The 26540-nt window shown below is 46.1% G+C and carries 24 protein-coding genes; 21 read left to right on the top strand and 3 right to left on the bottom strand.

Translation table 11 applies throughout. The features are described 5' to 3' along the window. The first annotated feature begins 308 nt into the window (after nt 1-308). From AC58U0_RS23670 to rpoN, 14 genes are all read left to right on the top strand, one after another. On the top strand, nt 309-695 hold the full coding sequence (locus AC58U0_RS23670) for a carbon-nitrogen hydrolase family protein (RefSeq protein WP_497381506.1): 387 nt from the start codon (nt 309-311) through the stop codon (nt 693-695). Nucleotides 696-723: 28 nt separating this feature from the next. Continuing rightward, complete coding sequence (locus AC58U0_RS23665; RefSeq protein WP_497381405.1) at nt 724-1629, top strand: dienelactone hydrolase family protein; 906 nt, start codon at nt 724-726, stop codon at nt 1627-1629. Between the two features lie 200 nt (nt 1630-1829). Beyond that, nucleotides 1830-1985 carry a hypothetical protein gene (locus tag AC58U0_RS23660; protein ID WP_497381404.1) on the top strand — a complete coding sequence of 52 codons (156 nt, stop codon included), beginning with the start codon at nt 1830-1832 and terminating at the stop codon, nt 1983-1985. Nucleotides 1986-2482: 497 nt separating this feature from the next. Next, complete coding sequence (locus AC58U0_RS23655; protein ID WP_497381403.1) at nt 2483-3634, top strand: serine hydrolase domain-containing protein; 1152 nt, start codon at nt 2483-2485, stop codon at nt 3632-3634. 147 nt (nt 3635-3781) lie between these two features. Then, the gene (locus tag AC58U0_RS23650; RefSeq protein ID WP_057301354.1) at nt 3782-4138 is read left to right on the top strand and encodes a DUF3870 domain-containing protein; all 357 of its coding nucleotides are present in this window, start codon (nt 3782-3784) and stop codon (nt 4136-4138) included. Nucleotides 4139-4262: 124 nt separating this feature from the next. Beyond that, a complete protein-coding gene (dppA, locus tag AC58U0_RS23645) occupies nt 4263-5087 on the top strand; it encodes a D-aminopeptidase DppA (RefSeq protein WP_497381402.1) in 825 nt (274 codons plus the stop codon). 21 nt (nt 5088-5108) lie between these two features. Then, entirely contained in the window at nt 5109-6041 is a 933-nt protein-coding gene (locus tag AC58U0_RS23640; RefSeq protein ID WP_497381401.1) for an ABC transporter permease, read from the top strand. Nucleotide 6042: 1 nt separating this feature from the next. Next, entirely contained in the window at nt 6043-6960 is a 918-nt protein-coding gene (locus tag AC58U0_RS23635) for an ABC transporter permease (RefSeq protein ID WP_497381400.1), read from the top strand. A gap of 5 nt (nt 6961-6965) precedes the next feature. Continuing rightward, nucleotides 6966-8012 (top strand): ABC transporter ATP-binding protein, encoded by a 1047-nt coding sequence (locus AC58U0_RS23630; protein WP_497381399.1) that lies wholly within the window; start codon nt 6966-6968, stop codon nt 8010-8012. Nucleotides 8013-8043: 31 nt separating this feature from the next. Further along, the gene (locus tag AC58U0_RS23625; protein ID WP_497381398.1) at nt 8044-9687 is read left to right on the top strand and encodes a peptide ABC transporter substrate-binding protein; all 1644 of its coding nucleotides are present in this window, start codon (nt 8044-8046) and stop codon (nt 9685-9687) included. Nucleotides 9688-9762: 75 nt separating this feature from the next. Then, nucleotides 9763-10695, top strand: coding sequence for a S66 peptidase family protein (locus AC58U0_RS23620; protein ID WP_497381397.1), 933 nt, complete (start codon nt 9763-9765; stop codon nt 10693-10695). Between the two features lie 77 nt (nt 10696-10772). Next, nucleotides 10773-11873, top strand: a complete 1101-nt coding sequence (locus AC58U0_RS23615; protein ID WP_497381396.1) for a dipeptide epimerase — start codon at nt 10773-10775, stop codon at nt 11871-11873. Next, the gene (locus AC58U0_RS23610) at nt 11870-12793 is read left to right on the top strand and encodes a C40 family peptidase (RefSeq protein WP_497381395.1); all 924 of its coding nucleotides are present in this window, start codon (nt 11870-11872) and stop codon (nt 12791-12793) included. Before AC58U0_RS23615 ends, AC58U0_RS23610 begins: the two co-directional genes overlap by 4 nt. 1129 nt (nt 12794-13922) lie before the next feature. Further along, nucleotides 13923-15248: an RNA polymerase factor sigma-54 gene (rpoN, locus tag AC58U0_RS23605; RefSeq protein ID WP_497381394.1), complete on the top strand. Its 1326-nt coding sequence runs from the start codon at nt 13923-13925 to the stop codon at nt 15246-15248. 18 nt (nt 15249-15266) lie between these two features. Here the strand turns inward: rpoN and ablB are convergent, their stop codons facing one another. Next, the gene (gene ablB / locus AC58U0_RS23600; protein WP_497381393.1) at nt 15267-16124 is read right to left on the bottom strand and encodes a putative beta-lysine N-acetyltransferase; all 858 of its coding nucleotides are present in this window, start codon (nt 16122-16124) and stop codon (nt 15267-15269) included. A gap of 286 nt (nt 16125-16410) precedes the next feature. Here ablB and AC58U0_RS23595 point away from each other — a divergent pair, with 286 nt between their 5' ends. Genes AC58U0_RS23595 through gabT form a run of 6 tightly spaced genes read left to right on the top strand, consistent with a single transcriptional unit; the run spans nt 16411 to nt 22120 of the window. Further along, nucleotides 16411-16674 carry a YokU family protein gene (locus tag AC58U0_RS23595; RefSeq protein WP_497381392.1) on the top strand — a complete coding sequence of 88 codons (264 nt, stop codon included), beginning with the start codon at nt 16411-16413 and terminating at the stop codon, nt 16672-16674. Between the two features lie 34 nt (nt 16675-16708). Then, nucleotides 16709-18061 carry an aspartate aminotransferase family protein gene (locus AC58U0_RS23590; RefSeq protein ID WP_497381391.1) on the top strand — a complete coding sequence of 451 codons (1353 nt, stop codon included), beginning with the start codon at nt 16709-16711 and terminating at the stop codon, nt 18059-18061. Beyond that, a complete protein-coding gene (locus tag AC58U0_RS23585) occupies nt 18061-18789 on the top strand; it encodes a CoA transferase subunit A (RefSeq protein WP_497381390.1) in 729 nt (242 codons plus the stop codon). The genes AC58U0_RS23590 and AC58U0_RS23585 overlap by 1 nt, the downstream gene beginning before the upstream one ends. Beyond that, on the top strand, nt 18756-19418 hold the full coding sequence (locus AC58U0_RS23580; protein ID WP_497381389.1) for a 3-oxoacid CoA-transferase subunit B: 663 nt from the start codon (nt 18756-18758) through the stop codon (nt 19416-19418). The genes AC58U0_RS23585 and AC58U0_RS23580 overlap by 34 nt, the downstream gene beginning before the upstream one ends. Nucleotides 19419-19478: 60 nt before the next feature. After that, nucleotides 19479-20759, top strand: coding sequence for a peptidase (locus AC58U0_RS23575; protein ID WP_497381505.1), 1281 nt, complete (start codon nt 19479-19481; stop codon nt 20757-20759). Between the two features lie 2 nt (nt 20760-20761). Next, complete coding sequence (gene gabT / locus AC58U0_RS23570; protein WP_497381388.1) at nt 20762-22120, top strand: 4-aminobutyrate--2-oxoglutarate transaminase; 1359 nt, start codon at nt 20762-20764, stop codon at nt 22118-22120. Between the two features lie 238 nt (nt 22121-22358). Here the strand turns inward: gabT and kamA are convergent, their stop codons facing one another. Beyond that, on the bottom strand, nt 22359-23756 hold the full coding sequence (gene kamA / locus AC58U0_RS23565) for a lysine 2,3-aminomutase (protein ID WP_497381387.1): 1398 nt from the start codon (nt 23754-23756) through the stop codon (nt 22359-22361). Between the two features lie 118 nt (nt 23757-23874). Next, nucleotides 23875-25323: a sigma-54 interaction domain-containing protein gene (locus AC58U0_RS23560; RefSeq protein ID WP_497381386.1), complete on the bottom strand. Its 1449-nt coding sequence runs from the start codon at nt 25321-25323 to the stop codon at nt 23875-23877. Nucleotides 25324-25555: 232 nt separating this feature from the next. On the opposite strand from AC58U0_RS23560, the gene AC58U0_RS23555 reads away from it, so the two are divergent. After that, nucleotides 25556-26536, top strand: coding sequence for an NAD(P)-dependent alcohol dehydrogenase (locus tag AC58U0_RS23555; protein ID WP_497381504.1), 981 nt, complete (start codon nt 25556-25558; stop codon nt 26534-26536). The last annotated feature ends 4 nt before the right edge of the window (nt 26537-26540 follow it).

The following is a 26540-nucleotide window of genomic DNA, read 5'->3' as shown; positions in this document are numbered from 1 at the left end:
GAGCTATTCGGAAAGCTCGAGCAGATTTTTTCTATATGCTCTTATCGAAGAAGAGCAAGAGGTATACTCAGAGTTTTGTCGAATAATTCCGTTAACTAGCTTGGTAAGAATTAGTGGAATTTGGTGATAGGGGGCTGTGCGGTGTTCATGCGATTAAATTGGCGAAACTGGTGGTTTTCCATTTTCACGAAGCTGTTGCTCATGTTCTTTCTTGTCACGAAGGCAAGTGTTTACATTTCAGCACTTCACAAGGTTATCTCAACAGCTAGCTACCTCTAGCTGATAGATGCCAACCTACACCTGGGCCACTGACAAATGCTCTTGCAGAAAAGGCTATTACCTTTCATAGTTATATCATCTTTACGATGTATGGGCGTGACGGGGAGCATATCTTCAATACGGCGGTGCTAATTGATCGGAACGGTGGAATTGCCGGTAAGTATCGTAAACTGCATCTTCCGTTAAACGAAGCCGAGTTGGGTGTAATGCCGGGTACTGGCGATGGTGTAATCGTTACGGATTTTGGGCAAATTGGCATTTTAATATGTCATGACCAAGCGGGTGTATTCGCTGCGGATGTTCGGTTGGATGAGCGACGATACACCTATTGGCTTTCGGTCGGTCCAGGGAATGGGGAAGCTCGCAGCTTGTTTAAAAAGGAAAGAAGAACGGATGAATATCTCGATCTGATCTAGTGAAGAGCATTAAGGGGGACGCAGAACCATGAATGAGCATAACCGTAGAGAACAATTATATAGGCTGCTTGGCAAACTGCCCTCCAACAAAGGGCCTATCCAGGTTACCAAGGTATTCGAGCAAGAACATGAGCATTATACATTGGAAAAACTGCTGCTGGAACTCAATGGAATTCAAGCCGTTCCTGCCTATTTTATGCATTCCAAGACAGGTGGCACGAAAGCGCCGACGATTCTTTATAACCACTCTCACGGCGGATACTACTCCGTCGGGAAGGATGAATTATTAACACCCGCTCCCTATATGCAAAAGCCATCTTATGGTGAAACTCTTACGCAACAAGGGTTTTCCGTTCTGTGCATCGACTGTTGGGCTTTCGGAGAGAGAAGCGATCGAACCGAATCGGAGACGTTTAAGGAAATGTTATGGAAAGGTCAAAACATGTGGGGAATGATGGTTTATGACAGCTTGCGTGCACTGGATTATCTCGTAACTCGTCCCGATGTGGATCCTACCCGAATCGGAACATTGAGCATGTCGATGGGAAGTACAATGGCCTGGTGGATAGCTGCTTTGGATACGCGAATTAAAGTAACCATCGATATATGCTGCCTGACGGATTATGGGGCATTATTAGACGATCGTGGTTTAGATAGACACGGCGTATATTATTATGTACCTGATCTATTGAACCATTTTACTACAGCACAAATTAATGCATTGATCGCTCCTCGTCCTCATTTGAGCTTAGCAGGCAATCTTGATAAATTGACTCCATACGCAGGATTGACCAAAATTGATAATGAACTGAAGAAAGTATACCTAGATCACAATGCTACCGATGCGTGGAAATTATTAAGATACGACGTAGGGCATGTAGAAACGGAAGAAATGCGCAAAGAAAGTATATCTTTTTTGCGAAAATGGTTGTAGTGAACAACAATAAAAAGAGAAGTAAATCCTAATCAAAACAGGAGAAACTCAGTGTATTGAACAACTGAGCTTCTTTTTTTGCTAATAATAATCAAGACGTTGTGTAATTTCCGTTGTACAGCATTGAAGAGCGGTTAAAGTGATGAACATCACTCCTTTTGGAAAACTTATCAATGTAGTTTAACAAAGGGGGATTATCAATGAGAAACAAATGGGTCATTGTTTGTGTTCTAATCATAGCATCATTAATTACATGGCAAATTTCTTGTGTTGCTGCAGCAAATAAAAACTCCGAAAAAGATTCTAGGGAATTGAAATTTCAAGATATGCTTGTACTGTTTTTATACCATAAATGAATGACAAACTCTCTGAGGTGTATACCAAGGACTTAAAAGTTGCACCTGATTTGTATCCATATTTTATTGATGTTAAACATATTAGATCGATTAAATGGATTTCGGAGGTTGAAAGGACCCAACAAAAAAGACTTTCCACCAAATTATCAAGACCAAAATAAAGGATGACAGAACTTACGATTTGGGCTGAATATGCAAAAATTTAATGACATTAATAATTAATATGAATAAATAAATCTAACCAGTCCAACTCGTTTTGTGAGATATTGATTCCGGAGCTGTCTCTATTTCTTCATCCCAATCAGTTGGAACTCATGGCATTTGTAAATAAAACAGTCAAACTATCGGTAATTGTCGAGGTTTGACTGTTTTTGTGTATTGCACACTAAGTCCATGTTTTCCTAACAAAAAAAATGCTACACAGCAGGAATAGACTTTATTATAATGGAAATATATCGATAAATTCTTTTGCCAAAAAAGGACAAAGGAGGAACGCCTTGAAATCTTTGGATGAACGGATCCAACAGATTATGGACAAGCATCGGATCGTTGGTTTAGCAGCATCAATGATTTACGAAGGGCGTAAGATTTGGAGTGGAGGGTATGGATGGGCGAATGTGGAAAGGCGCATACCCGTTTCGACTCAAACCATTTTCCGGATTGCTTCCATTTCGAAGACAGTGGTCGCGACAGCGATTATGCAGCTTGTGGAGAAGGGCTTATGCGGTATCGATCAGGATGTAGGAGACCTACTAGGGTTTCCGGTGCGTAATCCAAAGTATCCAGATAAACTGATAACGCTCAAACACATCATGACCCATACTTCGGGGCTGCAAGATGAATATGTTCGATTTGTCGTTGATTCGCGAAGTGAGAACCCGCCACAAAAGCGTCTTATGGATATTTTACTGCCAGGCGGAACTTATTACACGGACAACCTCTGGGGAGAAGGGAAGCCTGGGGATCCGGATTGCTTTGAATACTCAAATCTGGGTGCCGTCATTCTAGCAACTGTCGTGGAACGGCTTTCGAATGAACGTTTTGATGAATATTGCAAGTGGCATCTGTTCGAACCGCTTCAAATGAATGAGACGAGTTTTCATATCGGCGATCTGAAGGATATGGATTCCGTAGCTGTGCTGTATGAATATTCAGATGTCGATGATCGATTTATTGTAGGAACGGACGATTTTCGTGGAAGAAAACCGGACGCAATCGATTACAGCGGTTATGTTCCGGGCACCAACGGAGCGCTTTTCAGCCCTCAAGGCGGACTGCGCACAAATGTGGATGACTTGACGCGCTTTTTGGAAGCGCATACGAACGCGGGTAAATTGAACGATGTTCAAATTTTGAGGCGAGAAACGGTGGATCTCATGCACTTCCCTCATTGGTCGGGGCATAGGCAAGATGGCTTCTTCCGGAATTGCGGGCTCCAGTTTCAGATTACAGACGATCTGATCCCGGGGCACAGACTTATTGGACATTCCGGTGATGCTTATGGACTGCTTAGCGATATGTATTTTCATAAAAAGGACAAATGGGGCTTCATTCTGCTTATGAACGGCCTTATCCAAAGAAAAGAACAGGGCGTTTATGTTGAGGCAGAAGAAGAACTTGCTCGGTTATTGCATGCCACTTTCGCCTAGTAAGTGATTCGTTGTTTACATCATGTTAATTCAATGTTAGAATATATTACATCATTAGTGTTCTAGCTTCTGGCGGTCGTAGGAAGATCAACCCTTCCCACATCCCGCTCGGAAACCGAACAGAATGCTAATTAGGAGAGTGGTCGTTTGCTATACGACAAAGACACAATTTATGTTATCGGCGACGCTCAAGCTTCCGTGAACAATCCCATTACCCAGCAGTACAACGCATTTTTTATCGGACTTGTCGTGGATACCACTAGCCATAAAATTATCGATGCAGGATGTTCATCCACAATTCCGCTCACATCGGATTTTGTCCGCTCGATCTTTATCGGTCACAATATGCTGCTCCTTGATGTGGTGACGGAGGAAATCCGACGCAGATATCATGGATCATCTCAAAAGGCTCTGATTGTAGCGTACAAAGACGCGCAAAAAAAATATAAATTAGCACTTAACGGCCGGGAAGAACTGGGTTTCCAATCTTCAGGTACAGTGTAAGCTGCTTTATTTATCCGTATGGAAACATACACGTAAATAAAACCCAGCAAATAGTTTCTTGGGAGGAATGTTCCCAAGGCTGTTTGCTGGGTTTTTGCAACTCTACTATATGGGAGGATAACCTATGAAACTGTATATTTCCATTGATATGGAAGGCATCACAGGACTTATCGATAACACGTTTATCGATTCTAGACAGTACAACTACACACGTGGGCAGCACATCATGACGGATGAAGCTAATCATGTTATAGGAACTGCTTTTGATGAAGGCTGCAAGGAAGTCATTGTCAATGATAGTCACTCCAAAATGAACAATCTGTTGATCGAGAAGCTCCATCCCGAAACACAGTTGATCTCAGGTGATGTGAAGCCTTTTTCTATGGTACAGGGACTGGACGCTTCTTTCGAAGGGGCCGCTTTTCTTGGCTATCATACTAGAGCTGCTACCAAAGGGGTGCTAAGTCATACGATGATCTTCGGAGTACGAAATATGTACATTAATGATAGAGTAATTGGCGAACTGGGTTTTAATGCTTATGTTGCCGGACATTACGGCGTACCTGTTCTATTGGTAGCTGGGGACGATGAGACGGCGATTGAGGCGGTGGAGCTTATTCCAGGAATCACGACAGCAATTGTGAAAAGGCGGATTTCCCGGACTTCGGCTTTGTGCCTAACCCCGGAAAAAAGCGGGCAGCTGCTCCGGGAGAAAACGAAGGAAGCATTAGCAAATCGCAGTAAGGTCAAGCCGCTCGTACCTCCCGATAAACCGATATTGAAGATTGAATTTGCCAACTATGGTCAAGCAGAATGGGCACACTTGATGCCGGGCACGACCATTGATGATAACAGCCCTATTGTTACTTTCAAAGCTAAACATATTTTGGAGGCTTACCAAGCCATGCTGGTCATGACGGAATTGGCGATGAGAACGGCATTTTGTTAAAAGGCGGGAGTGGGTGATAGCGTGGCACAATATATTCTTCGCAGATTTATCTCCATGATTGTCACACTGTGGCTAATTATTACGGTTACTTTTGCACTGATGCATGCTGTTCCGGGTTCGCCTTTCGAAAAGGAGGGCAAGAATTCAAATCCGACGGCGGTTCAGAACTTGATGGAATTTTATCATTTGGACCAACCCATTACGACTCAATACGTACTTTATTTAAAATCACTGCTTTCATTGGACCTTGGACCGTCCATTGGCCACTTTCCCGACACCGTCAATTCTATGATCGACAGGGGATTTCCGGTTTCGTTTAAGCTTGGTATCGTGTCCATCCTTATTTCTATCGTGACCGGTATCGCACTCGGCACAGTCGCTGCACTCCGGCAGAACCGAATCATCGACTATCTCGCCATGATCTTTGCCGTTATTGGCATTGCGGTACCTAACTTCATTGTGGCGACCTTGCTGATCAAATATGTTGCAGTCGAGTGGAAGCTCCTTCCGGTAGCTACTTGGGGAACCTGGAAACATGTCATCCTGCCCGCACTTGCGTTATCGACAGGGCCTCTTGCGATCATTGCAAGATTGACAAGGGCCAGCATGTTGGAAGTGTTGACGGCAGATTACATTGAAACGGCAAGGGCCAAAGGACTGTCGCCCGCAACAATTGTCATTAAGCACGCGCTCCGTAATGCGGTGCTTCCGGTTATCACACTACTGGGCGCTTTGGTAGCCAACGTTCTCACGGGGAGCTTCGTTATCGAAAAGATTTTCGCCATTCCGGGAATGGGCAAATATTTCGTTGATGGCATTAATAATCGTGATTACTCGCTTATTATGGGAACAACTGTTTTCTATAGCGCTCTTTTGGTCTTTATGATGTTCTTGGTAGATATCGCTTACGGCATCATTGACCCCCGCATCAAGCTGCACAGGAAGGAGGGGTAGGATGAACGTTCCAGATTCCTTATTTGTCCCCATGAACAAGAGTAAAGGTACGGCTGAAGCGATTGTCCGAATACGGCTGTCGTTCTGGCAGGAGGCGTGGATTAGGCTTCGTGCAAACAAGCTGGCCATGGTGGGGTTAATCATCGTTCTATTGATGTCGTTGCTAGCCATCCTTGGACCGTTCCTTACCGACCATAGCTACTCGAAACAGGTGCTGCTCGATGCCAATCAAAAACCATCGGCAGCCCACTGGTTCGGTACGGATGAACTTGGACGAGACGTCTATGCCCGTATCCTTTATGGAGCACGCATCTCGCTATTTATCGGTCTTATGGCTGCTTTGATCGATTTACTAATTGGCATTATATACGGCGGCATCGCCGGTTACTTAGGCGGACGGATCGACAATCTCATGATGCGGTTCGTTGATCTTTTGTACGGGATTCCTTATTTGCTTGTCGTCATCCTGTTGATGGTCGTCATGGGCCCAGGCCTATTGACCATCATCGTGGCTTTAAGTGCCACAGGCTGGATTGGAATGGCACGCATTGTGCGAGGACAAGTGCTTAGTTTGAGATCATCGGAGTATGTGCTGGCGGCAAGGACGTTAGGCGGAGGCGCAGGTTATATTATCCGCAAACATTTGCTGCCCAACGCGCTAGGAGTCATTATCGTGCAAGTGACGTTCTCGGTGCCATCAGCCATCTTCGCAGAAGCGTTCTTAAGCTTTCTTGGCCTAGGTATTCAGCCTCCTTTGGCAAGTTGGGGCGTCATGGCCAACGACGGCCTGTCGACTATTTTGTCAGGCCAATGGTGGCGGCTGTTCTATCCGGCGTTTTTCATATCGATGACGATGCTTGCCTTTAACTTGGTGGGCGATGGACTGCAAGACGCTTTTAATCCGAAGAGGAGGAGGTAGTCAACGTGAATGCAACGAACTCATCCGACGTTCTATTGGAAGTGGACAATCTTCATGTCTCTTTCACCACACATGGTGGAGAAGTGAAGTCGGTTCGCGGAGTAAGCTTTACGCTAGGTAAGGGAGAGACTTTGGCTATTGTAGGTGAGTCCGGCTGCGGTAAAAGTGTAACTGCCCGCAGTATGACGCGCCTTCTTCCCGAGCATAGCTCGAAGATCAGCCAAGGCAGCATCCGCTATAAGGGCAGGGAACTGACACTACTCAGTGAGAAGCAGCTGCGAGAGCTGAGAGGCTCTGAAATTTCAATGATTTTCCAAGATGCGATGACAGCCTTAAATCCTACCATCTCCATCGGTGAGCAGATTATGGAAGGAATCATCCGCCATCAGAAAATATCGCGTGCAGAAGCCCGTAAACAAGCAACTGAAATGCTCGGTCTGGTAGGCATTTCCAACCCCGAGATGCGTTTGAAGCAGTATTTGCATGAGTTCAGCGGAGGCATGAGACAGCGGATTATGATCGCTATCGCAGCGGTGTGCAAGCCTTCCGTACTGATAGCAGACGAGCCGACTACGGCTCTGGATGTCACCATTCAAGCCCAAATCATTGAGCTGTTCAAAATGCTCCAGAAGAAAACAGGTGTTTCCATTATCATCATCACGCATGACCTTGGTGTTGTAGCGAATATGGCTGATCGGGTCAATGTGATGTATGCCGGTAAGGTCGTTGAAGCAGGGACAGTGGATGAGCTGTTCCATAATCCGCAGCATCCCTACACCAAAGGGCTGCTAGCTTCCATGCCGCGACTGGACACAGATAAGTCGCTTCCGCTTACACCGATTGCGGGAACACCGCCGGATCTGTTTGCTCCGCCCAAAGGCTGCGCTTTTGCAGCGCGCTGCAGTTATGCCATGGAGGTATGCGGTGCCTATCAGCCGGAGCAGATTGCTGTATCGAGCAGCCACTCGGTTGCCTGCTGGCTTCAGGATCCGCGCTCTCAATTTGTATTCCAGCCGCCGATGAAGAGTAACATGATGTCGGCTCTAGGATAAATAAGACCATGAACGAAGAGGAGAAGTGCTCATGAAAAAAGTTTCAGCAATGCTAATCAGCTCCGTATTGGTTTTCGGTACGATATTAGCCGGATGCAGCAAAGATCCAGGGTCCGGAACGCAAGAATCTGGAGCCAAGCAGACGGAAGCAGCCAAAGAAACGAAGTCCAAAATTCTCCTTTACAACAACTTAAAAGAACCGACATCCCTCGATCCTCCGAAAGGGTTTGACCAAGTTTCTTATGATGTTGTCAACAACGCGTTTGAGGGATTGACGCGTCTTGGCAAGAACCACTCTCCTGAACCAGCTATGGCGAAAGAGTGGAAAGTCACTCCCGATGGGAAAAAGTACACGTTCACGCTTCGTGACGGTACGAAGTGGTCCAATGGAGATCCGGTAAAAGCTGCCGACTTTGAGTATGCATGGAAGCGTCTGTTGGATCCGAAAACTGCTTCGGACGCAGCTTTCCTCGCATATCCCATTGAAGGCGCAGAAGCTTTCAACTCTGGTAAGGGGACAGAGGGCGATGTGAAAATTAAGGCTCTGGATGATAAGACACTTGAAGTTACTTTGACACAGCCTGCTTCTTGGCTGATTGGCATGGTATCCAGTCCGGCATTCTTCCCCGTGCATAAGGCTACCGTGGAGGGTAATGCCAAATGGGCCGGCGAAGCGGCTACGATTGTAAGTAACGGGCCGTTCAAAATTACCGAATGGAAGCACGATAGCGAGCTGAAAATGGTGAAAAACGACCAGTACTGGGATGCCGCAAACGTAAAACTGACGGGTGTTACTTTCAAAATGATCAATGATACCAACACCGCTTACCAGCTATTCACTACTGGCGAGCTTCATACAACCGGATCCATTCCGGCTGACATGAGCGATAAATTGTTTGCTGAAAACAAAGTGAAGGTTGAAGATGCCGCAGGAACTGCGTTCTACCGCTTTAATGTGAAAATGGCACCTTTCAATAACATCAACATTCGTAAAGCTTTTGTTGCGGCTGTAGACAGACAAAAGCTTGTAGACTTGGTATTAAAGCAAAAGCAGAAACCGGCAGACGGTTATGTATCTCCTGGACTAAAGGATCCTGCGGGTGGAGACTTCCGCAAGGTTGGCGGCAGCTTAATCAAGTTTGATGCAGCCGAAGCGAAAAAGCTTTTGGAAAAAGGGATGCAAGAAGCTGGATACACGAAGCTGCCTGAAGTTACTTTGACGTATAATACGAATGATGTGAGTCAACGGATCGCTCAAACGCTTCAAGCTATGCTCAAAGATAACCTAGGTATCGATGTAAAACTGGCAAATAAAGAAGGTAAAGTTCTGACTACCGAACAAAAGGCTCTGCAGCTGCAATTGTCCCGTTCTTCGTTCCTTCCTGATTTTGCTGATCCGATCAACTTCCTAGACGGCTTCCAATCGACGAATCCGTTCAGCCGAACAGGGTGGGTTAATGCTTCTTATGATAAATTGATCAAAGACGCATATGTAGAATCTGACGAGGCTAAACGATACAAAATGATGCACGATGCAGAGAAGATTTTGATGGATGAAGCTCCGGTTCTGCCGCTTTATTTCTATAACTCCACTTACCTGCAAAGCGACAAATTGGAAGGCGTCGTTAGACACGCTTTCGGCTTCCTCGACTTTAAGTGGGCAGATTTGAAATAAAATCGGATGATCTAGGGATGCACCTGTATGAGGTGCTTCTCCCTTTTTTTCAGGCGTGAAAGGAGTGCTTCGTTAATGGTTGAGCTTATAAAGCCTCATCGGTTAATCCCTGGCGATACGGTAGCCATAACGGCCCCGGCTAGTTGGGCTGACAAAGATCAAGTGAAAGCGGCTTCGTCCTATCTGGAGGAGCTGGGGCTCCATGTGCGGCTGGGAGATACCCTCTCTATGCAGCATGGCTATCTGGCAGGAACGGATGAGCAGCGTGCAGCGGAATTGAATGCTATGTTCGCTGATCCGACGATTAAAGGGATCATTTGTGCGCGTGGCGGTTACGGTACGGGAAGAATAGCGGATATGCTAGACTATGAACTCATTCGAGCTAATCCGAAGATTTTCTGGGGCTATAGCGATATCACCTTTCTACATGCGTCGATAGGACGTTTCGCGGGTCTGGTTACTTTTCATGGTCCGATGTTGATCGATCTGGGAAAAGAGGATGTGCACCCGCTCACGATTCATAATTATGAAATGCTTCTACGTCCGTCTGTTCTTCACTATACGGAGGAGATTTCCCCTCTGCAAACCTTAGTTGAAGGAGAAGCGTTCGGGGCCCTCGTGGGCGGGAACATTTCCTTGATTGTTAGTACGCTTGGAACTCCTTATGAGCTGGACACGCGAGGGAAACTCCTTTTTATTGAAGATATTGACGAAGAGCCCTATAGGTTGGATCGGATGTTAAACCAGTTAAGGCTAGCAGGTAAATTCGCCGATGCGGCCGGCATTCTGATCTGCGATTTTAACAATTGCGTGCCGAACAAACGGAAGGTGTCGTTTACTTTAGAGCAAATATTTAACGATCACATCGTTTCTGCAGGGAAGCCGACACTCGCTGGATTTAAGATCGGCCACTGCTCTCCCAATATTGCGGTTCCAATTGGCATAAGAGCAAAAATGAGTACTTATGATAAGCTGCTGGCATTTACGGAACCCGGTGTAGAGGCATAAGCTTATGCTTCCGAAGTCGTTTTGTGGCATAAGCCCGCTTCGCTTGCATAGCTGCACAAAACTTTCAGGAGGCAAACATGAACATTCAAAGTGTTGAAGTAATGCGGCAATCGACTCCGCTCATTAAGCCATTTAAAACAGCACTGCGTACGGTGTATAAAACGGAGTCTATCATCGTTCGAATTCAAGCTAACGATGGCAGGGTCGGATGGGGAGAGGCACCGGCAACGATCGTAATCACCGGCGACAGCTTGGATAGTATCCATTCGGCAATTGTAAATACGTTCACTCCTTTACTCATTGGCAAAAACCTACTGGCGTACGAACGTATTCTTCAGGAGATTCATCATTCGATGATTGGCAGCAGCAGCGCCAAAGCGGCTGTAGATATGGCTATATACGATCTTGTAGCTCAGTATTGCGGTCTGCCATTGTACCAGTTCCTCGGTGGATATAAAGATCAGATAGAGACAGATTACACGGTAAGCGTCAATTCACCTAAGGAAATGGGAGAAGACGCTATCCGTTATGTGCGGGAAGGCTTCAATGTACTTAAGATTAAGGTTGGTAAAGATGATATCCAAGAGGATATCGAAAGAATGAAGGAAATCCGCAGCTGCGTCGGCAGCAGTGTGAAAATTCGCATAGATGCGAATCAGGGGTGGCAGGTAAAGGACGCCATCCGGATGATCCGCCGCATGGAGGATTTGGGGCTTGATATTGAATTGGTAGAACAGCCGGTGAAGGCTAACGACATTGAAGGGCTGAAAATGGTTACAGATAGCGTGGAAACCCCCATTATGGCAGATGAAAGTGTGTTTTCTCCGGCACAAGCCTTCGAAGTGCTGAAACACCGCGCAGCCGATTTGATTAATATCAAGCTGATGAAATCCGGCGGTATTTACAAAGCGCAAATTATTAACCATATCGCAGAAGAATTCGGTGTCGAGTGCATGGTGGGAAGCATGATCGAATCTCGTGTGGCTGTGACAGCAGCAGCTCATCTGGCAGCTAGCAAGAAGAACATTACACGGTTCGATTTCGATGCCCCGCTCATGATGCTTAACGATATTGTGGTTGGCGGTGTGAAGTACGACGGCAGAATGATGACCTTCCCGAAAGAAGCAGGCCTTGGTATTCGTGATGTGGTACCCAGCGAAAGTGTAGTGGGATCATGAGTATGCAGAAACGGATGATAGTCGCTGTTTCTGTCGCAACGGTTTGGACGAAGCCGGAATCTCCTAGGCCTTTGGATGAACCTGCTCTAAAGCATCCGGTTGAACTTAGAGAATGGCTTAGGCGCATGACGATAGACGATAAGCTGGACTTGTGGGAAGGGAACCGGATTCAGACTCAAATTCTTTATGGTACCTCCGTGCTGGTTGCGGAAGAACTGGAAGATTGGATCAAAGTGCTCATTCCGCAGCAGGGAACACGCAAGGAAGCATTGGGCTACCCCGGCTGGGTGCCAAGATGCCAGCTGGTTATAGAGCCGGAAGCCCCTACTGGCTTGAAGAGAGCGGAAGTGATCACAGCTCAAACGTGGCTGTATCGGAATCCGTCCGAACGCTCGATCGAGTTGAGCTATCTGACCTCTCTTCCTGTCATTGATGAAACTGAACAATGGGTAAAAGTGAAGACACCAGAGGGTGCTGGTTATCTAAAAGCAAACGAGGTCCGCTTGAGCGATGGCTCTCTGATCCCCGAGCCTGGTGAAGGCCACATCGGACATAGAATCGTGGAGCAGGGGAGAAGATTTCTTGATCTGCCTTATTTATGGGGCGGAATGTCCTCATTTGGCTACGATTGCTCCGGTTTTGCTTATAGCATGCACAGATATTTTGGGGTTTCGATTCCAAGAGATGCTTCAGACCAAGCTAAGCAGGGAACGCTCATTGCAAAAGACCAGCTGGAACCGGGGGATTTGCTCTTTTTCGCTTATGAAGAAGGCAAAGGAGCTATTCACCATGTGGGGATCTATGCCGGAGACAATCGGATGATCCATTCTCCTGAATCGATCAAATCAATTGAAATTGTTGATTTAAGCAGCTATAAGTTAGCCAAAGAGCACTGCGTGTCCAGGAGGTATTGGGGATAATGCAGCAAATTACTTGATCGTATTATAGTTAGTATCGTTAAAATGAGGTGGCAAGTTATTCTTGCCTTCTCATTTTTTATTTTTCTGTCGATTGCGAGGGAAAGACGGAACGTCGATCCGTTATTTCGGGAAATTTCCGCCACTACATTCTTTCTTCTCAGCAGGTGTTAACCTGCCGAGAAGCTTAGGAAGTACATGCAGCAATGCCCCTTGGTCGCAGCTTTTGCCGGACGAAGGGTCTTCATGGTAATGAGCAAATTTTTTTTTACTCTGAGCTTTATGTACCATTAGCAGCAGAAGGAAGCATGAAGTGATTCAATCTGAGGAACCGAAATTCGATGGTCTCCCACGTTCTTCTAAACACTGACGTTCCGCTAAATAATCCGTTTAAGGTCGTGCTACGGCTGACTAAGGAATTCCGTCAACTACAGAAGAAGTTCGTTTTTGGTTTGTGAGTTTATTAGGGTGATATTTAGTATGTTTTGGTGTTAGTGAGGTTGTTTTTTATACGAAGATTAGATGTCAGATTCTGTTGCACAATATCCAATGGGATTGCCTAAATAAAGTGTTTATAAGCATTTCCATTGGAGTAAATACAATGTTTTTTCCGAAAATGGCTTGTGAGTAGGCTTAGCGGAAAATTCCATTGCATAGTATCCAATGAAATCGTGTATTCACAAATAAGATGTTGAATTTCATTGTATTTGCTCCAATGGTTTTAATCCTATTAATTGCCAAGCTCAAGCGCTGTACTTTGGAACATATATTTCTATCCTTAGAATGTACTCTAGAGGCTCTAGGGAAGGTATTTTATTTTGAAGATACGAAGAAAGAGCCTATCGATCATTCATCGAGAGGCTCCATCAGATTGAGCAGAATGAACGATCCAAAGGAAAAAAACGGGAAATAATGCATCGTCGTTCCTCTTCCTCATGATTTCGGGCGTTTTCGGCCAATTAGCGCATCGTAGTTCCTCAGCAAATCCTGGTTACCTTAGCTGTACAAAAATAGGAGAGGCCGAACATCCAAAAATGTTTTTTTGGATAGTCCTTTCTTTTCTAATCGAAATGGACAAAAAGGGATCGAACTTGAATACATATAGAAGCAAAAACACAAAGGGGTGATGTACATGCGCCCAGGATACGGAATGTTCCAACAGCAAGCCGCAAAAATGCGGTTAACTCCGCAATTGCGAAAAGCCATAACGATTCTCCAGCTCTCTACACCGGAATTACTGGAGGTTGTCCAGCAGGAGATGAATGATAACCCGGTATTGGAATTCGCCGGAAACGAATGGGATGCTTATAGCGCCTCTCATAAATACCAAAGCGCAGCAGGCAGGAGTGATCACATCTATGACCCTCTGCATCATGCAGCATCGAATGAGGTATCCCTAGAAAGGCATTTAAAGGAGCAGTTGGGCTTCGTAAAAAAGATTTCGCCATCCATTCGTAAAATGATCGCGTTTATGATCGGAAATCTCGATAATAATGGCTATCTTGGACCGTCCTTAAATGAAATTTCCGATGTGTTTAAGGTCGATCTTGCTCAAGCGGAGCTTGCGCTAAGGATCTTGCAGGGGTTCGAGCCCGTCGGTGTGGGGGCAAGAAATTTGAGCGAATGTCTGCTTCTTCAGGTCCAGTCCTTGTCGGAGTGCTTTCCGTTAATATCCATACTAATTCGTAATCATTTGAAGGATGTTGCCGATTATCGCATTCATAAATTGTCGACGAAGCTGCAAGTGACAGCACAAGAAATTCAGGCTGCGATTGATGTGATCAAAGGGTTGAATCCTAGACCTGGCGCAGCATTTCATACAGAAACAGTGCCATATATGATTCCCGAGGTTATCATCGAAAAGGCAGATGAACAGCTCGTTGTGTTGATTCATCAAGCAGCGTCGCCTCGCCTCTCGATTAATGGTTATTACGAACGCATGGTGAAGGATAGCAGCGACAATATCGAGGTAACAAAGTTCCTCTTTGGTAAATTAAATTCAGCGAGTTTCTTCCTGAAGTGTTTGGAGCAAAGACGAAAGACCATATTCCGCGTAGCGCAAGCCATTGTGGAGGAACAGAACGATTTTTTCTGGAAGGGAGCTTCCAATCTCAAACCTATGACGTTGAAGCGTATTGCCGATAAATTAGGTGTGCATGAATCAACGGTCAGCCGCGCGACATCTGGCAAATATGCTCAAACGCCATGGGGCATCTTCGAGCTGAAGCACTTCTTTCCCTCCGGTTTGCAAATGGATCTTGGAGATGCAGCGTCCTCGGAACGTGTAAAAGCGAGAATAAAGGAATGGATCCATGGGGAAAACCATGAGAAGCCTTACTCCGACCAAAAGCTGGCTGAGCTAATGAGGAAGGAAGGCATTCAAATTTCTCGCCGTACCGTGAGCAAATATCGGGAGGAGTTAGGCATTTCTTCTTCCTTGAGAAGGAAACGCATATAGTTTCTAAAGGGGGCAAAATTACTTCAACATTTTGGCCCACAAATTCATGTCCTCAAATTTATCGTAAATATCACAATTTTTCGTTAACCTGCCGTAATAACGGTATCCCATCTGGAAGAACACGGCATTCATACCGAAAGAAAGGGCTCTGGATAAGGAGTAAGCGCAAGTGATGTTTCGCGTGATCAATTCATCTTCCAAAGCATGCATAAGCAGTCTCATGAGTCCTTGATTACGATAGGCAGGGAGTGTGGCGCAATCCGTCATTTCTGCATTGGCGTAGGCCCAATTGATCTCTGCGGAGGCAGCGCTAATGAGTTGATGCGGCGATTCTACGAGATAGTAAATCGTACCCTCGTGCATTGTTTTTTTCACGTATTCAGGATCATTCATCGGTGTTGGGTACGTCTGAAATATTTGATCGTATAATCCAGAAAGCCGCTCTGCATCCTCCGTCCGAGCTATACGCAGTGTATATGGTTCCGGAGTCAATGGACGACTGGGCTTGAGGGGAAGAGCCAGCACTTGCTTGAGAATGTGATCCTCCTCCATCCAATAATCGCTAGTCCGCCGCTCAAGATCATCATACAGAGCCATACAGTAAGCGTCGCGACCGTTGAAATATCCTTTATAAATTCCCTCCAGCATGCAGCCTTTGGATAGAAAGGCTTGCCAGTCATCCTCTCGCGATTTAATAAACACTTTGGTCAAAGCATTTGCTTTGGCAATTTCCACTATTCGCTTGCAGATGGTATCTACATTTCCCAGATAGTCATCCACCCGCAATCTTTTGTTAAAAAAATCGAGGCAAAAGCTTACTGTAAAATCCTCGCCATTCTCTACCTGATTTGTATACGTTGGGAGATGATTTGGCATCCAGCATTCCCCTTTCTCCCTAAAATCGTTCCATTCATCTATCTGCAAAAATGGTGCCAACTGCAAAACGAGATCATGGTTTCTGCTGCAAGTACGCAATACCGTATGATTACTAATTTTTTGCTGCCAAATAAATAGCTGCTGCCAAATGTTTTGCGGCTTTTCCAGCGGAAATTTACCCTGAAAGAAGTCAAGATGCCCATTTCGAAAAGTTGGCATTTATTTTGCATAGTAATCAGGTAGCGATAAGAATGTTCTAAACAACTATGAGGGAGGACTAACGCATATGAATTGCATGTGGTGTGAAACGGAGGATAACCGTGAAAGCGTGAAAGATTGCTACTGGGTCATGCCGGATGGGAGAGTGGCGGTTCAGATTCTGGAAGTCCCCGCTATCGAATGTTCCAACTGCGGTACTTACGTATTGGAGAGCACCGCACAGCACATCGAAGAGACACTTTATTGGCATGATGTTTCTGCGCTTGGAACAACATTTCGCTATGAAGATCTGTTGAAGGCTCCGCGGGTTAAGAATATGTTTCTCAAATAAAACCGTAGCGTTGGTTAGCAATGGGGGGTGTCTTATGAAGCGGGAGCATTTAATCAAGCCGGTTTTGGATCACCATTATCCCACCATTCAATATGGAAAAGGCATCTTTTTGTACGATGATCAAGGCAAAGCCTATTTAGACGCTTCCTCGGGGGCTGTGACAGCCGGAATCGGGCATGGGGTTCAAGAAATCATCGATGCGATGCAGGAACAAGCGAGTAAGGTTTCCTTTGTCTACCGCTCTCAATTTACAAGTGAACCAGCCGAAAAGCTGGCAAAGAAGCTGAGTGATTTGGCTCCTGGCAATGATTACTGGTCTTTCTTTGTGAACAGCGGATCCGAAGCAACAGAGACGGCGATGAAGATTGCTATCCAGCACTGGCAGGAGAAGGGGCGCCTAGGAAAAAATAAAGTCATTTCAAGACGGATGAGCTATCACGGTATAACGATGGGCGCTCTTTCGATGTCAGGCCATGTCCTCAGAAGAAGAAGATTTATTCCGTTATTAGAGGACTATCCGGTTGTCGTGCCCCCTTATTGCTACCGCTGTCCTTTGAACAAGACCTATCCGGACTGTAAGTTAGCGTGTGCGGACGATTTGGAAACCGCTATAAAGCGGATCGGTGCCGAACATATCGCTGCATTTATTGCAGAACCGATCATTGGTGCTGCAGGAGGCGCTATTGTTCCGCCTGAAGGATATTACAAGAGGATCAAGGAGATCTGCGAACGAAATGAGATCTTATTCATCGCCGATGAGGTCATGACGGGGATAGCCCGTACAGGAGCTATGTTCGGCATGGAGCATTACGGCGTTGAACCTGATCTGATAGCTCTAGGAAAAGGGATGAGCGCCGGATATACGCCAATGGCCGCGGCTTTGGTCAAAGATCACGTGATGGAACCCATTTTGAAGGGCTCCAAAAGCATCATGTCTGGCCACACCTACAGCGCAAATCCGCAATCAGCAGCAGTTTCCCTAGCGGTTCTCGCCTATATCGAGAAGCATCAGTTAGTCAGGGCTGCAGAGGTCAAAGGCAGCTATTTGCTGGGCAAGATGTACCAAATGGCTGAGGGGATCGAGATCATCGGCGATGTAAGAGGCAGAGGACTTCTTCTCGCTATTGAATTTGTTTCTGATCGGACCGTCAAGCTGCCGTTCCCATCGGGACTAGGTGTTACCTCTCGAATCGTCGAAAATGCCTTTCAAAAAGGCCTACTCGCATATCCTGCAGCTGGCGCGGTGGACGGGGCAGGAGATGCCATTATTGTGGCTCCTCCTTTTGTGATTACAGAAGAAGAAATCGACCAGCTCGTGCGGATTTTGGATGAATCCATTCGGGAAGTCATGGCTGAGGTTACCCGATCCCAATTGGAGGAGATATGATGGAGCTGCATGAGAACGCACATTCGGTCATAGGCGGAAAGGTAAAGACATTGGAAGATGCACTTCATTCGATAACCGATGGATGTACGCTGATGTATGGCGGGTTCGGCGGCATTGGAACGCCTCCGACAATAATCGAAGGAATTTTACAAAAGGGGATTAAAGATCTCACGATCATTGGGAATGATACCGGGTTTCCGCAGATCGGCATTGGCAGCTTAATCACAGCAGGCAGAGTAAAGAAGGTGATTGCCTCCCATATCGGCTCCAATCCTAATGCTGGCCTAATGATGGAGGAAGGTACCATGGAGGTGGTGTTTTACCCGCAAGGAACGTTAGCGGAAAAAATTCGAGCAGGCGGCGTAGGTCTTGGAGGAATACTGGTGGATGTCGGTGTCGGAACGATTATGGAGCAGGGAAAGGCGACCGTGTCCATCGATGAGAAAAAGTATCTGGTCGAGCCGGCTTTGACGGCAGACGTTGCCATTATTCATGCGAAAAAAGCCGATCCGTACGGGAATCTTGTCTATGATAAAAGCGGCAGAAATCTAAATCCATTGGTCGCCATGGCCGGGAAATTTACGATTGCGGAAGTCGATGAGATTGTACCGCTAGGCGAGCTAGACCCCGAAAGCATTATAACGCCGGGCATTTTCGTAGATATGGTGATTTTGAGCAGAGGGGTGACTTGGGAATGGGTATGGGAAAAGAAACCCGCGTCCGAATAGCTAAGCGGGCTGCGGGGGAATTAAAGGACGGCATGGCCGTCAATCTAGGAATCGGCATCCCGACCCAGGTTGCGGATTACGTTCCTGAAGGCATTCGCGTTGTTTTTCATGCAGAAAATGGGATTTTGGCCGCAGGGGGTGCCCCGCTTCCTGGGGAAGAAGACGCTTTTCTTTGCAACGCGGGAGGATACCCTATCACAATTACCAACGGTGCTTCCTACTGTGATAGCAGCATTGCTTTTGCCATGATTCGCAGGGGACGTATAGATATCACGATACTTGGAGCGTTAGAGGTCAGTGAGCGCGGGGATTTGGCCAATTGGATCGTGCCGGGGAAGCGGGTGGCAGGGATCGGAGGGGCGATGGAGCTAGCGCAAAAAGCCAAAAAAGTCATCGTTCTTATGAACCATGTCAACCGGCAGGGAGAATCAAAAGTTAAAAAACAATGTGACTTACCGCTAACAGCGCAGGCCTGTGTCAAAATGATTATTACGGAGATGGCCGTGATGGAGGTCACGGATCAAGGATTGCTTTTAAAAGAAATCATGCTGCCTTATACGGTAGAGGACATTGTAAATCACACCGAGGCTGCATTAATCATTCCGGAGAACATCTCGTATATTCCATAAATGTGTGTTACAAACTCGTTTTCTAATGCTTATCTGAAGGAGGGAATTCCTTTGCCCAATCTGAACGCTGAACTGCAAAAACAAATTCATGAGTGGATTAGGCTTCATCGTGAAGAAGGAACTTGTTTTCTGCAGAAGATGGTCAGAATCCCCAGCACGCAAGGCAATGAGAAAGAGGTCCAGGCCTTAATTGCCGATAAATTTCGCGAGTTGAGATTAGACGTTGATATATGGGAGCCGGATGGAGAGACCCTGGAAACACATCCTTATTTTTGTTCTCCTAGAAACCGTTTTAAAGGTAGTCCCAATGTAGTCGGTGCTATGAAAGGGACTGGAGGGGGACGTTCTATCCTACTCAATGGTCATATCGATGTCGTACCGGAAGGAAATCGGGATCAATGGCATAATGATCCTTTCAGCGGTAATGTGGTAGACGGGAAGCTATATGGACGCGGAGCAACGGATATGAAAGGCGGAAATCTCTCTCTCCTACTTGCTGTTGAGGCTGTTCAGAGTCTTGGCATTAAATTGAAGGGCGACGTCATTGTTCAAAGCGTTATTGAAGAGGAAAGCGGCGGGGTAGGGACTCTGGCTGCGATTGTAAAGGGATATCGAGCAGATGCGGCCCTGATTCCAGAGCCTAGCAATTTACGCATATTTCCTAAGCAGCAGGGCTCTATGTGGTTCCGTATCCACGTCAAAGGCCGTTCGGCGCATGGCGGAACCAGATATGAAGGGGTTAGTGCCATTGAGAAAAGCATGATCGTGCTGCAGCACATCCGGGAGCTTGAGGAGCAAAGAAATGCTCGGATCTCGGATCCTTTGTACGCTCAAAACCCCATTCCTATCCCTATCAATATAGGTGTCATTCAAGGAGGGAATTGGCCTTCATCCGTACCGGACACCGTGAAATTAGAAGGAAGAATGGGCGTTGCTCCTGAGGAAAAGCTTGATGAGGCTAAGGAGGAAATGAGTCGGTGGATGGAGGAGCTTAAGGGAAAAGACCCTTGGTTTGAAGAACATCCACCTGTAGTTGAATGGTTCGGCGCCCGGTGGGTACCAGGCAGCGTAGATCCAGGACATGATTTGATGCGGGTTCTGATGGAGCAGTATCGGGAGGTAAGGCAAGAAGAACCTACGATTGAAGCATCGCCATGGGGAACAGACGGCGGTTTGCTGACGCAACTTGGCGAAACGCCTTGTATTGTTTTCGGTCCAGGCATCACACAAGTGGCCCATTATCCTAATGAGCACATTGTGCTGGATCATGTGTTTGAAGCAGCGGAAATCATCGCATTGACCCTGATTCATTGGTGTGGTTTTGACGGAATGGAGGCATAGGGATGGATCAGAACCCAAAACTGACGAAATACATTGATAGGAAGACGGCGATCCCGGGACCACAGGCTCAGGCACTGCTGGAGCGCCGCATGGCAAGTATCCCGAGAGGTCCTTTCAATACGGTTCCTACTTTTGCGGCCAAAGGGACGGGAGCGCTGCTGAGGGATGTTGACGGGAATACCTTTATCGATTTTGCCGGTGCGATCGGCTCTTTAAATGTTGGTCATTGTCCGCCAAAAGTGGTGGAAGCGCTGAAGGCGCAGCTAGAACAATATCTGCATCCTTGCTTTCACGTCATGATGTATGAGCCTTACGTGGCATTGGCGGAGAAACTCAATGCGATAACCCCGGGAGACCATAAAAAGAAAACGTTCTTCTTGAACAGCGGTGCGGAGGCCGTTGAGAATGCGGTGAAAATTGCACGTAAATATACGGGGCGAAGAGCCGTGATTTCCTTTGAACGCGGCTTTCATGGCAGAACCTATATGGCGATGTCTTTGACTAGCAAGGTAAAGCCTTATAAGAACGGCTTCGGCCCTTTTGCGCCTGATACGTACAAAATGCCCTATCCTTACTACTATCGTGCTCCTTCTGGGATGTCTCCGGATGAGGTCGATGATCAAATTTTACAGAAATTTGAGGATTTTTTCCTGGCTGAGATCCCGGGTGAAGAGGTCGCAGCTATCATATTGGAGCCGGTTCAAGGAGAAGGTGGCTTTGTCATACCATCCGTCCGGTTTGTGCAAGGTGTGAAAGCGGTATGTGATAAATACGGTATTTTGCTAATTGCCGACGAAGTGCAAACGGGATTCGGACGGACAGGGAGAAACTTTGCGATGGAACACTACGGAGTTGTGCCGGATCTGATGACAATGTCCAAATCAATTGCCGCCGGCCTCCCGATTAGTGCTGTGACTGGACGGGCAGAGATCATGGACGCGCCCGGTATCGGTGAAATTGGGGGTACCTATGGAGGCAGCCCGCTCGGCTGCGTAGCAGCGTTAAAAGTTATTGAAATGTTAGAGGAGGATCGGTTAGCTGAACGGGCTGTCTCGATTGGGTCAGCGGTCAGCGAACGTTTCCTCCGGCTGCAGCAGGAAGTTGGCTGCATTGGCGACGTGCGTACGTTGGGCGCGATGAGTGCGATTGAGCTGGTGAAGGATCCGGTGACGAAAGAACCGGATAAAGAGCTAACGACTCGGATATTACAGGAGGCGCATCAACACGGAGTCATCGTGATGGGGGCTGGCATTTACAGCAATGTTATTCGCATTCTAAGTCCGCTAATCATTACGGATGAGCAGCTTGCTGAGGGCTTGGAGGTTCTGGAGCGGGCTGTTAAGGCGTGTATCAGTAATTGAAATTGATTTGTTTAAACAGTAGTCGTCACATAGGAAAGACCTCACCCACGCGATGATGATTGGCGTGTGAGTGAGGTCTTTTTTTGACATTTTGTTATTTGATTTGGTTTAGGCAAAACGGTGGTATAACCCTGATTTCATTGTCGATCTTTAACGGGAGGAGCATCAAGGCCATATGCAGCATATGAGGATGGGAGCCCAAACTCCTAGTCGCTGCCCATGGGAATAGAAGTAAATCTTAATCAGTATTTGGAATATTCTCCGTATCTTCCTTAGTTTCTTTCTGCTGTGCTTTCATCAATTTGTCCTTCATTTCATCCCGCTTTGGCCGACGATCCTTCAACGATGCGTGCTCCGGTGTATCCTGATAAATTTTCCTTCTGCCCATCCGGCGCAAATTTTCTGGCACTAGGTTAAATTTTTCATCTTTCATGAGCGCAATAATTCCGGTGCTTTCTGGCTGCTTCTCGATGCTGTAGATTTCGTTGAAATATTCGTCTGCTCGGCCCGGTACATAGTTTTTAGGCTCTGGGTAACCGACGATGACACCTTCATAATTACGCAGAATGACTTTATCCTGGCTTTGCGAGATTAAATAATTGGGCTGAAGCGCGATTTTTCCTCCTCCTCCTGGAGCGTCGACGACGAAGGTAGGTACTGCATACCCGGAGGTATGGCCGCGAAGGGCTTCGATGATTTCCAAACCTTTGGAAACAGGTGCCCGGAAATGACCAATTCCTTCAGATAAATCGCATTGATAAATATAGTAAGGGCGTACACGAATTTTCACAAGATCATGCATGAGCTTCTTCATAATATAGGTGCTGTCGTTAATACCGGCCAGAATCACTGACTGATTGCCTAAAGGCACTCCAGCATTTGCGAGCATTTCGCAAGACTTTTTCGCTTCGTCCGTCATCTCCAAAGGATGATTAAAATGGGTATTCAACCATACCGGATGATATTTTTTGATAATGCTGCACAAATGCTCCGTAATCCGCTGCGGGAAAACGACCGGGGCTCTCGTGCCGATACGGATGATCTCGACATGGGGAATCGCCCGTAAATTTTTCAAAATATACTCCAAGATATTGTCGTTAATTAACAGTCCATCTCCGCCAGACAGCAGAACATCACGCACCTCTGGCGTATTTCGAATATAAGCAATCGCATCATCTAATTGTTTTTTGGGAACCCCCATGCCCACCTGGCCCGAGAAACGGCGGCGTGTGCAGTATCTGCAGTACATTGAGCATTGATTCGTTACCAAAAATAGAACCCTGTCAGGGTAACGATGTGTTAATCCAGGGGTAGGGGAGTCTTCGTCCTCGTAAAGGGGATCCTCGAGATCATACTTTGTTTTTAATAATTCGGCGGAAATCGGAACAGATTGCATGCGAATCGGGCATCGCGGGTCATCTGGATTCATCAATGATGCGTAATAGGGAGTAATATTTAATGGAATGGTTTGCGTGGATATCCGAACGCCTTCTTCTTCCTCGGGAGTTAAATTCACTACTTTCTTCAGATCTTCCAGGGTACGAATGGTATGTGTCAGCTGCCAAAGCCAATCATTCCACTGCTCATCCGTTACATTTTTCCATAGCTCAACTTGCTTCCAGTCACGTCGTTCCATTATTGCACCTCCAGTAATGATGCCTTCTCATGAGTAGTAAGATGCAAAAAGCGTGCCAACATTTCCCCGCAAGCTGAAAAGCAAAAAAGACTCCTGTCGGAGTCTTGATCATTGAGGTTTAAGGCTTTTTCACGATGCCGTAGCGGCTTAGTTTATACTGTAAAGCTTGGCGCTTGATTCCTAGAGCTTGTGCGGTGAGAGTGATGTTATATTGATGATTTTCCAATGCGTCCGTGATCGTTTCCTTTTCCATTTGCTTCACTTTATCGGTCAATCTACCAGCAGAGATTGTTGACATTTGGTCACCCCACGGAGCAGATCCCAGAGAGAGAGAGGCTGTTTGTATATGATTCCCTAAGAAATAAGCGGGAAGGTGATTTTCTTCAATGATTTCACATTCCAGTTCCATCATATTGTAGGTGGATTCGATAGCATGGCTTAATTCCCGTATATTGCCCGGCCAATGATAGTTCATTAAGCTATTCATTGCAGCTGGGGAAATGCCCGTTATTTTCATGCCGAATATGTGATTAAATGTATCAATAAAGTGGTAGGTGAGGAGAGGAATATCTTCTTTTCTTTGCACAAGAGGAGGCAGGTAAAGGTTCACGACATTTAGCCGGTAGAAAAGATCGCTGCGCAGCAATCCTTTGTCTAACGCTTCCTTCGGATCTATATTCATGGCGGTAATGATGCGGACATCGACTTGCTGTTCCTGGGTTCCCCCGACTCGGCGAACAATCCCGTCTTGAAGCACCCGCAATAGTTTGGCCTGCAAAAATAAATCTAAGCTATTTAACTCATCCAGAAAAAGCGTTCCGCCGCTAGCTTGCTCAAATAATCCAGCACGGTCAATTGCGCCAGTAAACGCGCCTCTCGCAGTTCCAAACATGATACCTTCCATGAGTTCGTTGGGGACAGCCGCGCAATTTTGAGCAATAAATAGACGGTTACGGCGGGCACCGGCATTGTGAATGCTCTGGGCGAACAATTCTTTACCGGTACCGGTAGGTCCGGATATCAAAACAGGCGAGCTAGTACGTGATGCCTTTTTGGCGAAGGAGACGGTATGTAAGAAGGCTTCGCTTTTGCCAATTAAATCACTAAAATGGTATCGAGCGGAGCTGGCGTTTTTCTTATCTTTTGACGGTGATTCGTAGATTTGATGCCTGAGATCAAGGATTTGGTCGTGGAGATGGACAATACTTGTTATATCCTTTGCCACCTCTAAAGCACCGATGATTTCGCCATTTTCCAAAAGAGGATACGTGCTATTAATTGTAGTGATCCGTTTCCCCGTTACACTGACATAAGTTTGTATTTTTTCACGTATTTCTATACCTGTTTTCAGGACTTTAATAAAGGTGCTAGTTTCATTCGTTAAGGAAGGAAAAAGGTCGAAGAAGTTCTTTCCTACCACTTGTTCTCGCTTAAAACCATCGGTTTCAGCCATCTTATCATTATAAAAAATGGTTATTCCCTTGTTATCAATCAGATGAACACCGACATCAATGATATTCAACATTTTCTCAAAATACTTCGATCCATGATCGTTCTGCTCGAACATTATGTTCACCTGCCTCCGAAGAATGGTTCAATGGTTCAATTAAAACCTTATGATATGTTGTCTGGAAAAATGACCCGCGGAAAAATTAAAGGCGAAATCGGCTAAACAAGAGACAAGATAATGTAAATTTATATTGACATGACGTATATTATAAAATACATTATGTATATAATACTTTACATTTTGTAAATGGTAACGTACAGTTCGAGGAGGAAAATGTATGAATACCCGAATGAAAGCAATCGTATGCACCAAATACGGATCGCCGGATGTTCTTCAGCTTAGAGAGGTAGAAAAACCTACCCCCAGGGACAATGAGGTACGGATCAGAATATGTGCGGCAACAGTTGGGCCAGCGGACTGCGCCTTTCGAAAGGGAGACCCGTTTATTGTCAGACTTATTTACGGTCTTAGTAAACCGAAAAACCCCATAATGGGGTTTGAGCTAGCCGGGGAAATTGAGGCAGTAGGTAAGAATGTGAAATTATTTAAAGAAGGTGATCAGGTTTTTGGTTTAAGTGCAAAGATCTCTGGTGCTCATGCCGAGTACAAATGTCTGTCTGAAGACGCACCTATAACAATCAAATCGTCCTCTATGTCTTACGAAGAAGCTGTTTCCGTCTGTGATGGGGCAACAACTGCATTGACTTTCCTTAGAGATAAAGCAAAGATTCAGAGCGGACAAAAAGTCCTGATCAATGGCGCTTCCGGATCGGTAGGTGTTCATGCGATTCAGCTTGCCAAGTTCTATGGGGCAGAAGTTACCGGGGTATGCAGCACCACGAATGTAGGTTTGGTGAAGTCATTGGGAGCTGATAAGGTAATAGACTATACCAAAGAGGATTTTACACAAGCCAGCCAGTCCTATGATGTTATTTTCGACGCGGTAGGCAAACGTTCATTTGCTCAATGTAAAGCATCGCTAACTCAGAGAGGTGTCTATCTTTCTACGGTCCCTACGCTGTCCATTGTGCTGCAAATGTTATGGACTTCAACAATCGGCGGCAAAAAAGCAATTTTTACGACTGCAGGCTTAATGCAGACTAAAGAAAATCTAATCTTCCTAAAAGAGCTATATGAAGCGGGGAAGATAAAATCGGTCATCGATCAACGATATTCGTTGGAGCAGACTGCCGAGGCTCACCGTTATGTAGATAAAGGACACAAAAAGGGAAGTGTTGTCATCACTGTGGGACATAATAGTAAGAGTTAACGAA

The sequence above is a fragment of the Paenibacillus sp. J31P190 genome (assembly GCF_059692075.1).
The sequence above is the reverse complement of the archived record's forward strand: the minus strand, read 5'-3'. Positions and strand labels throughout refer to the sequence as shown.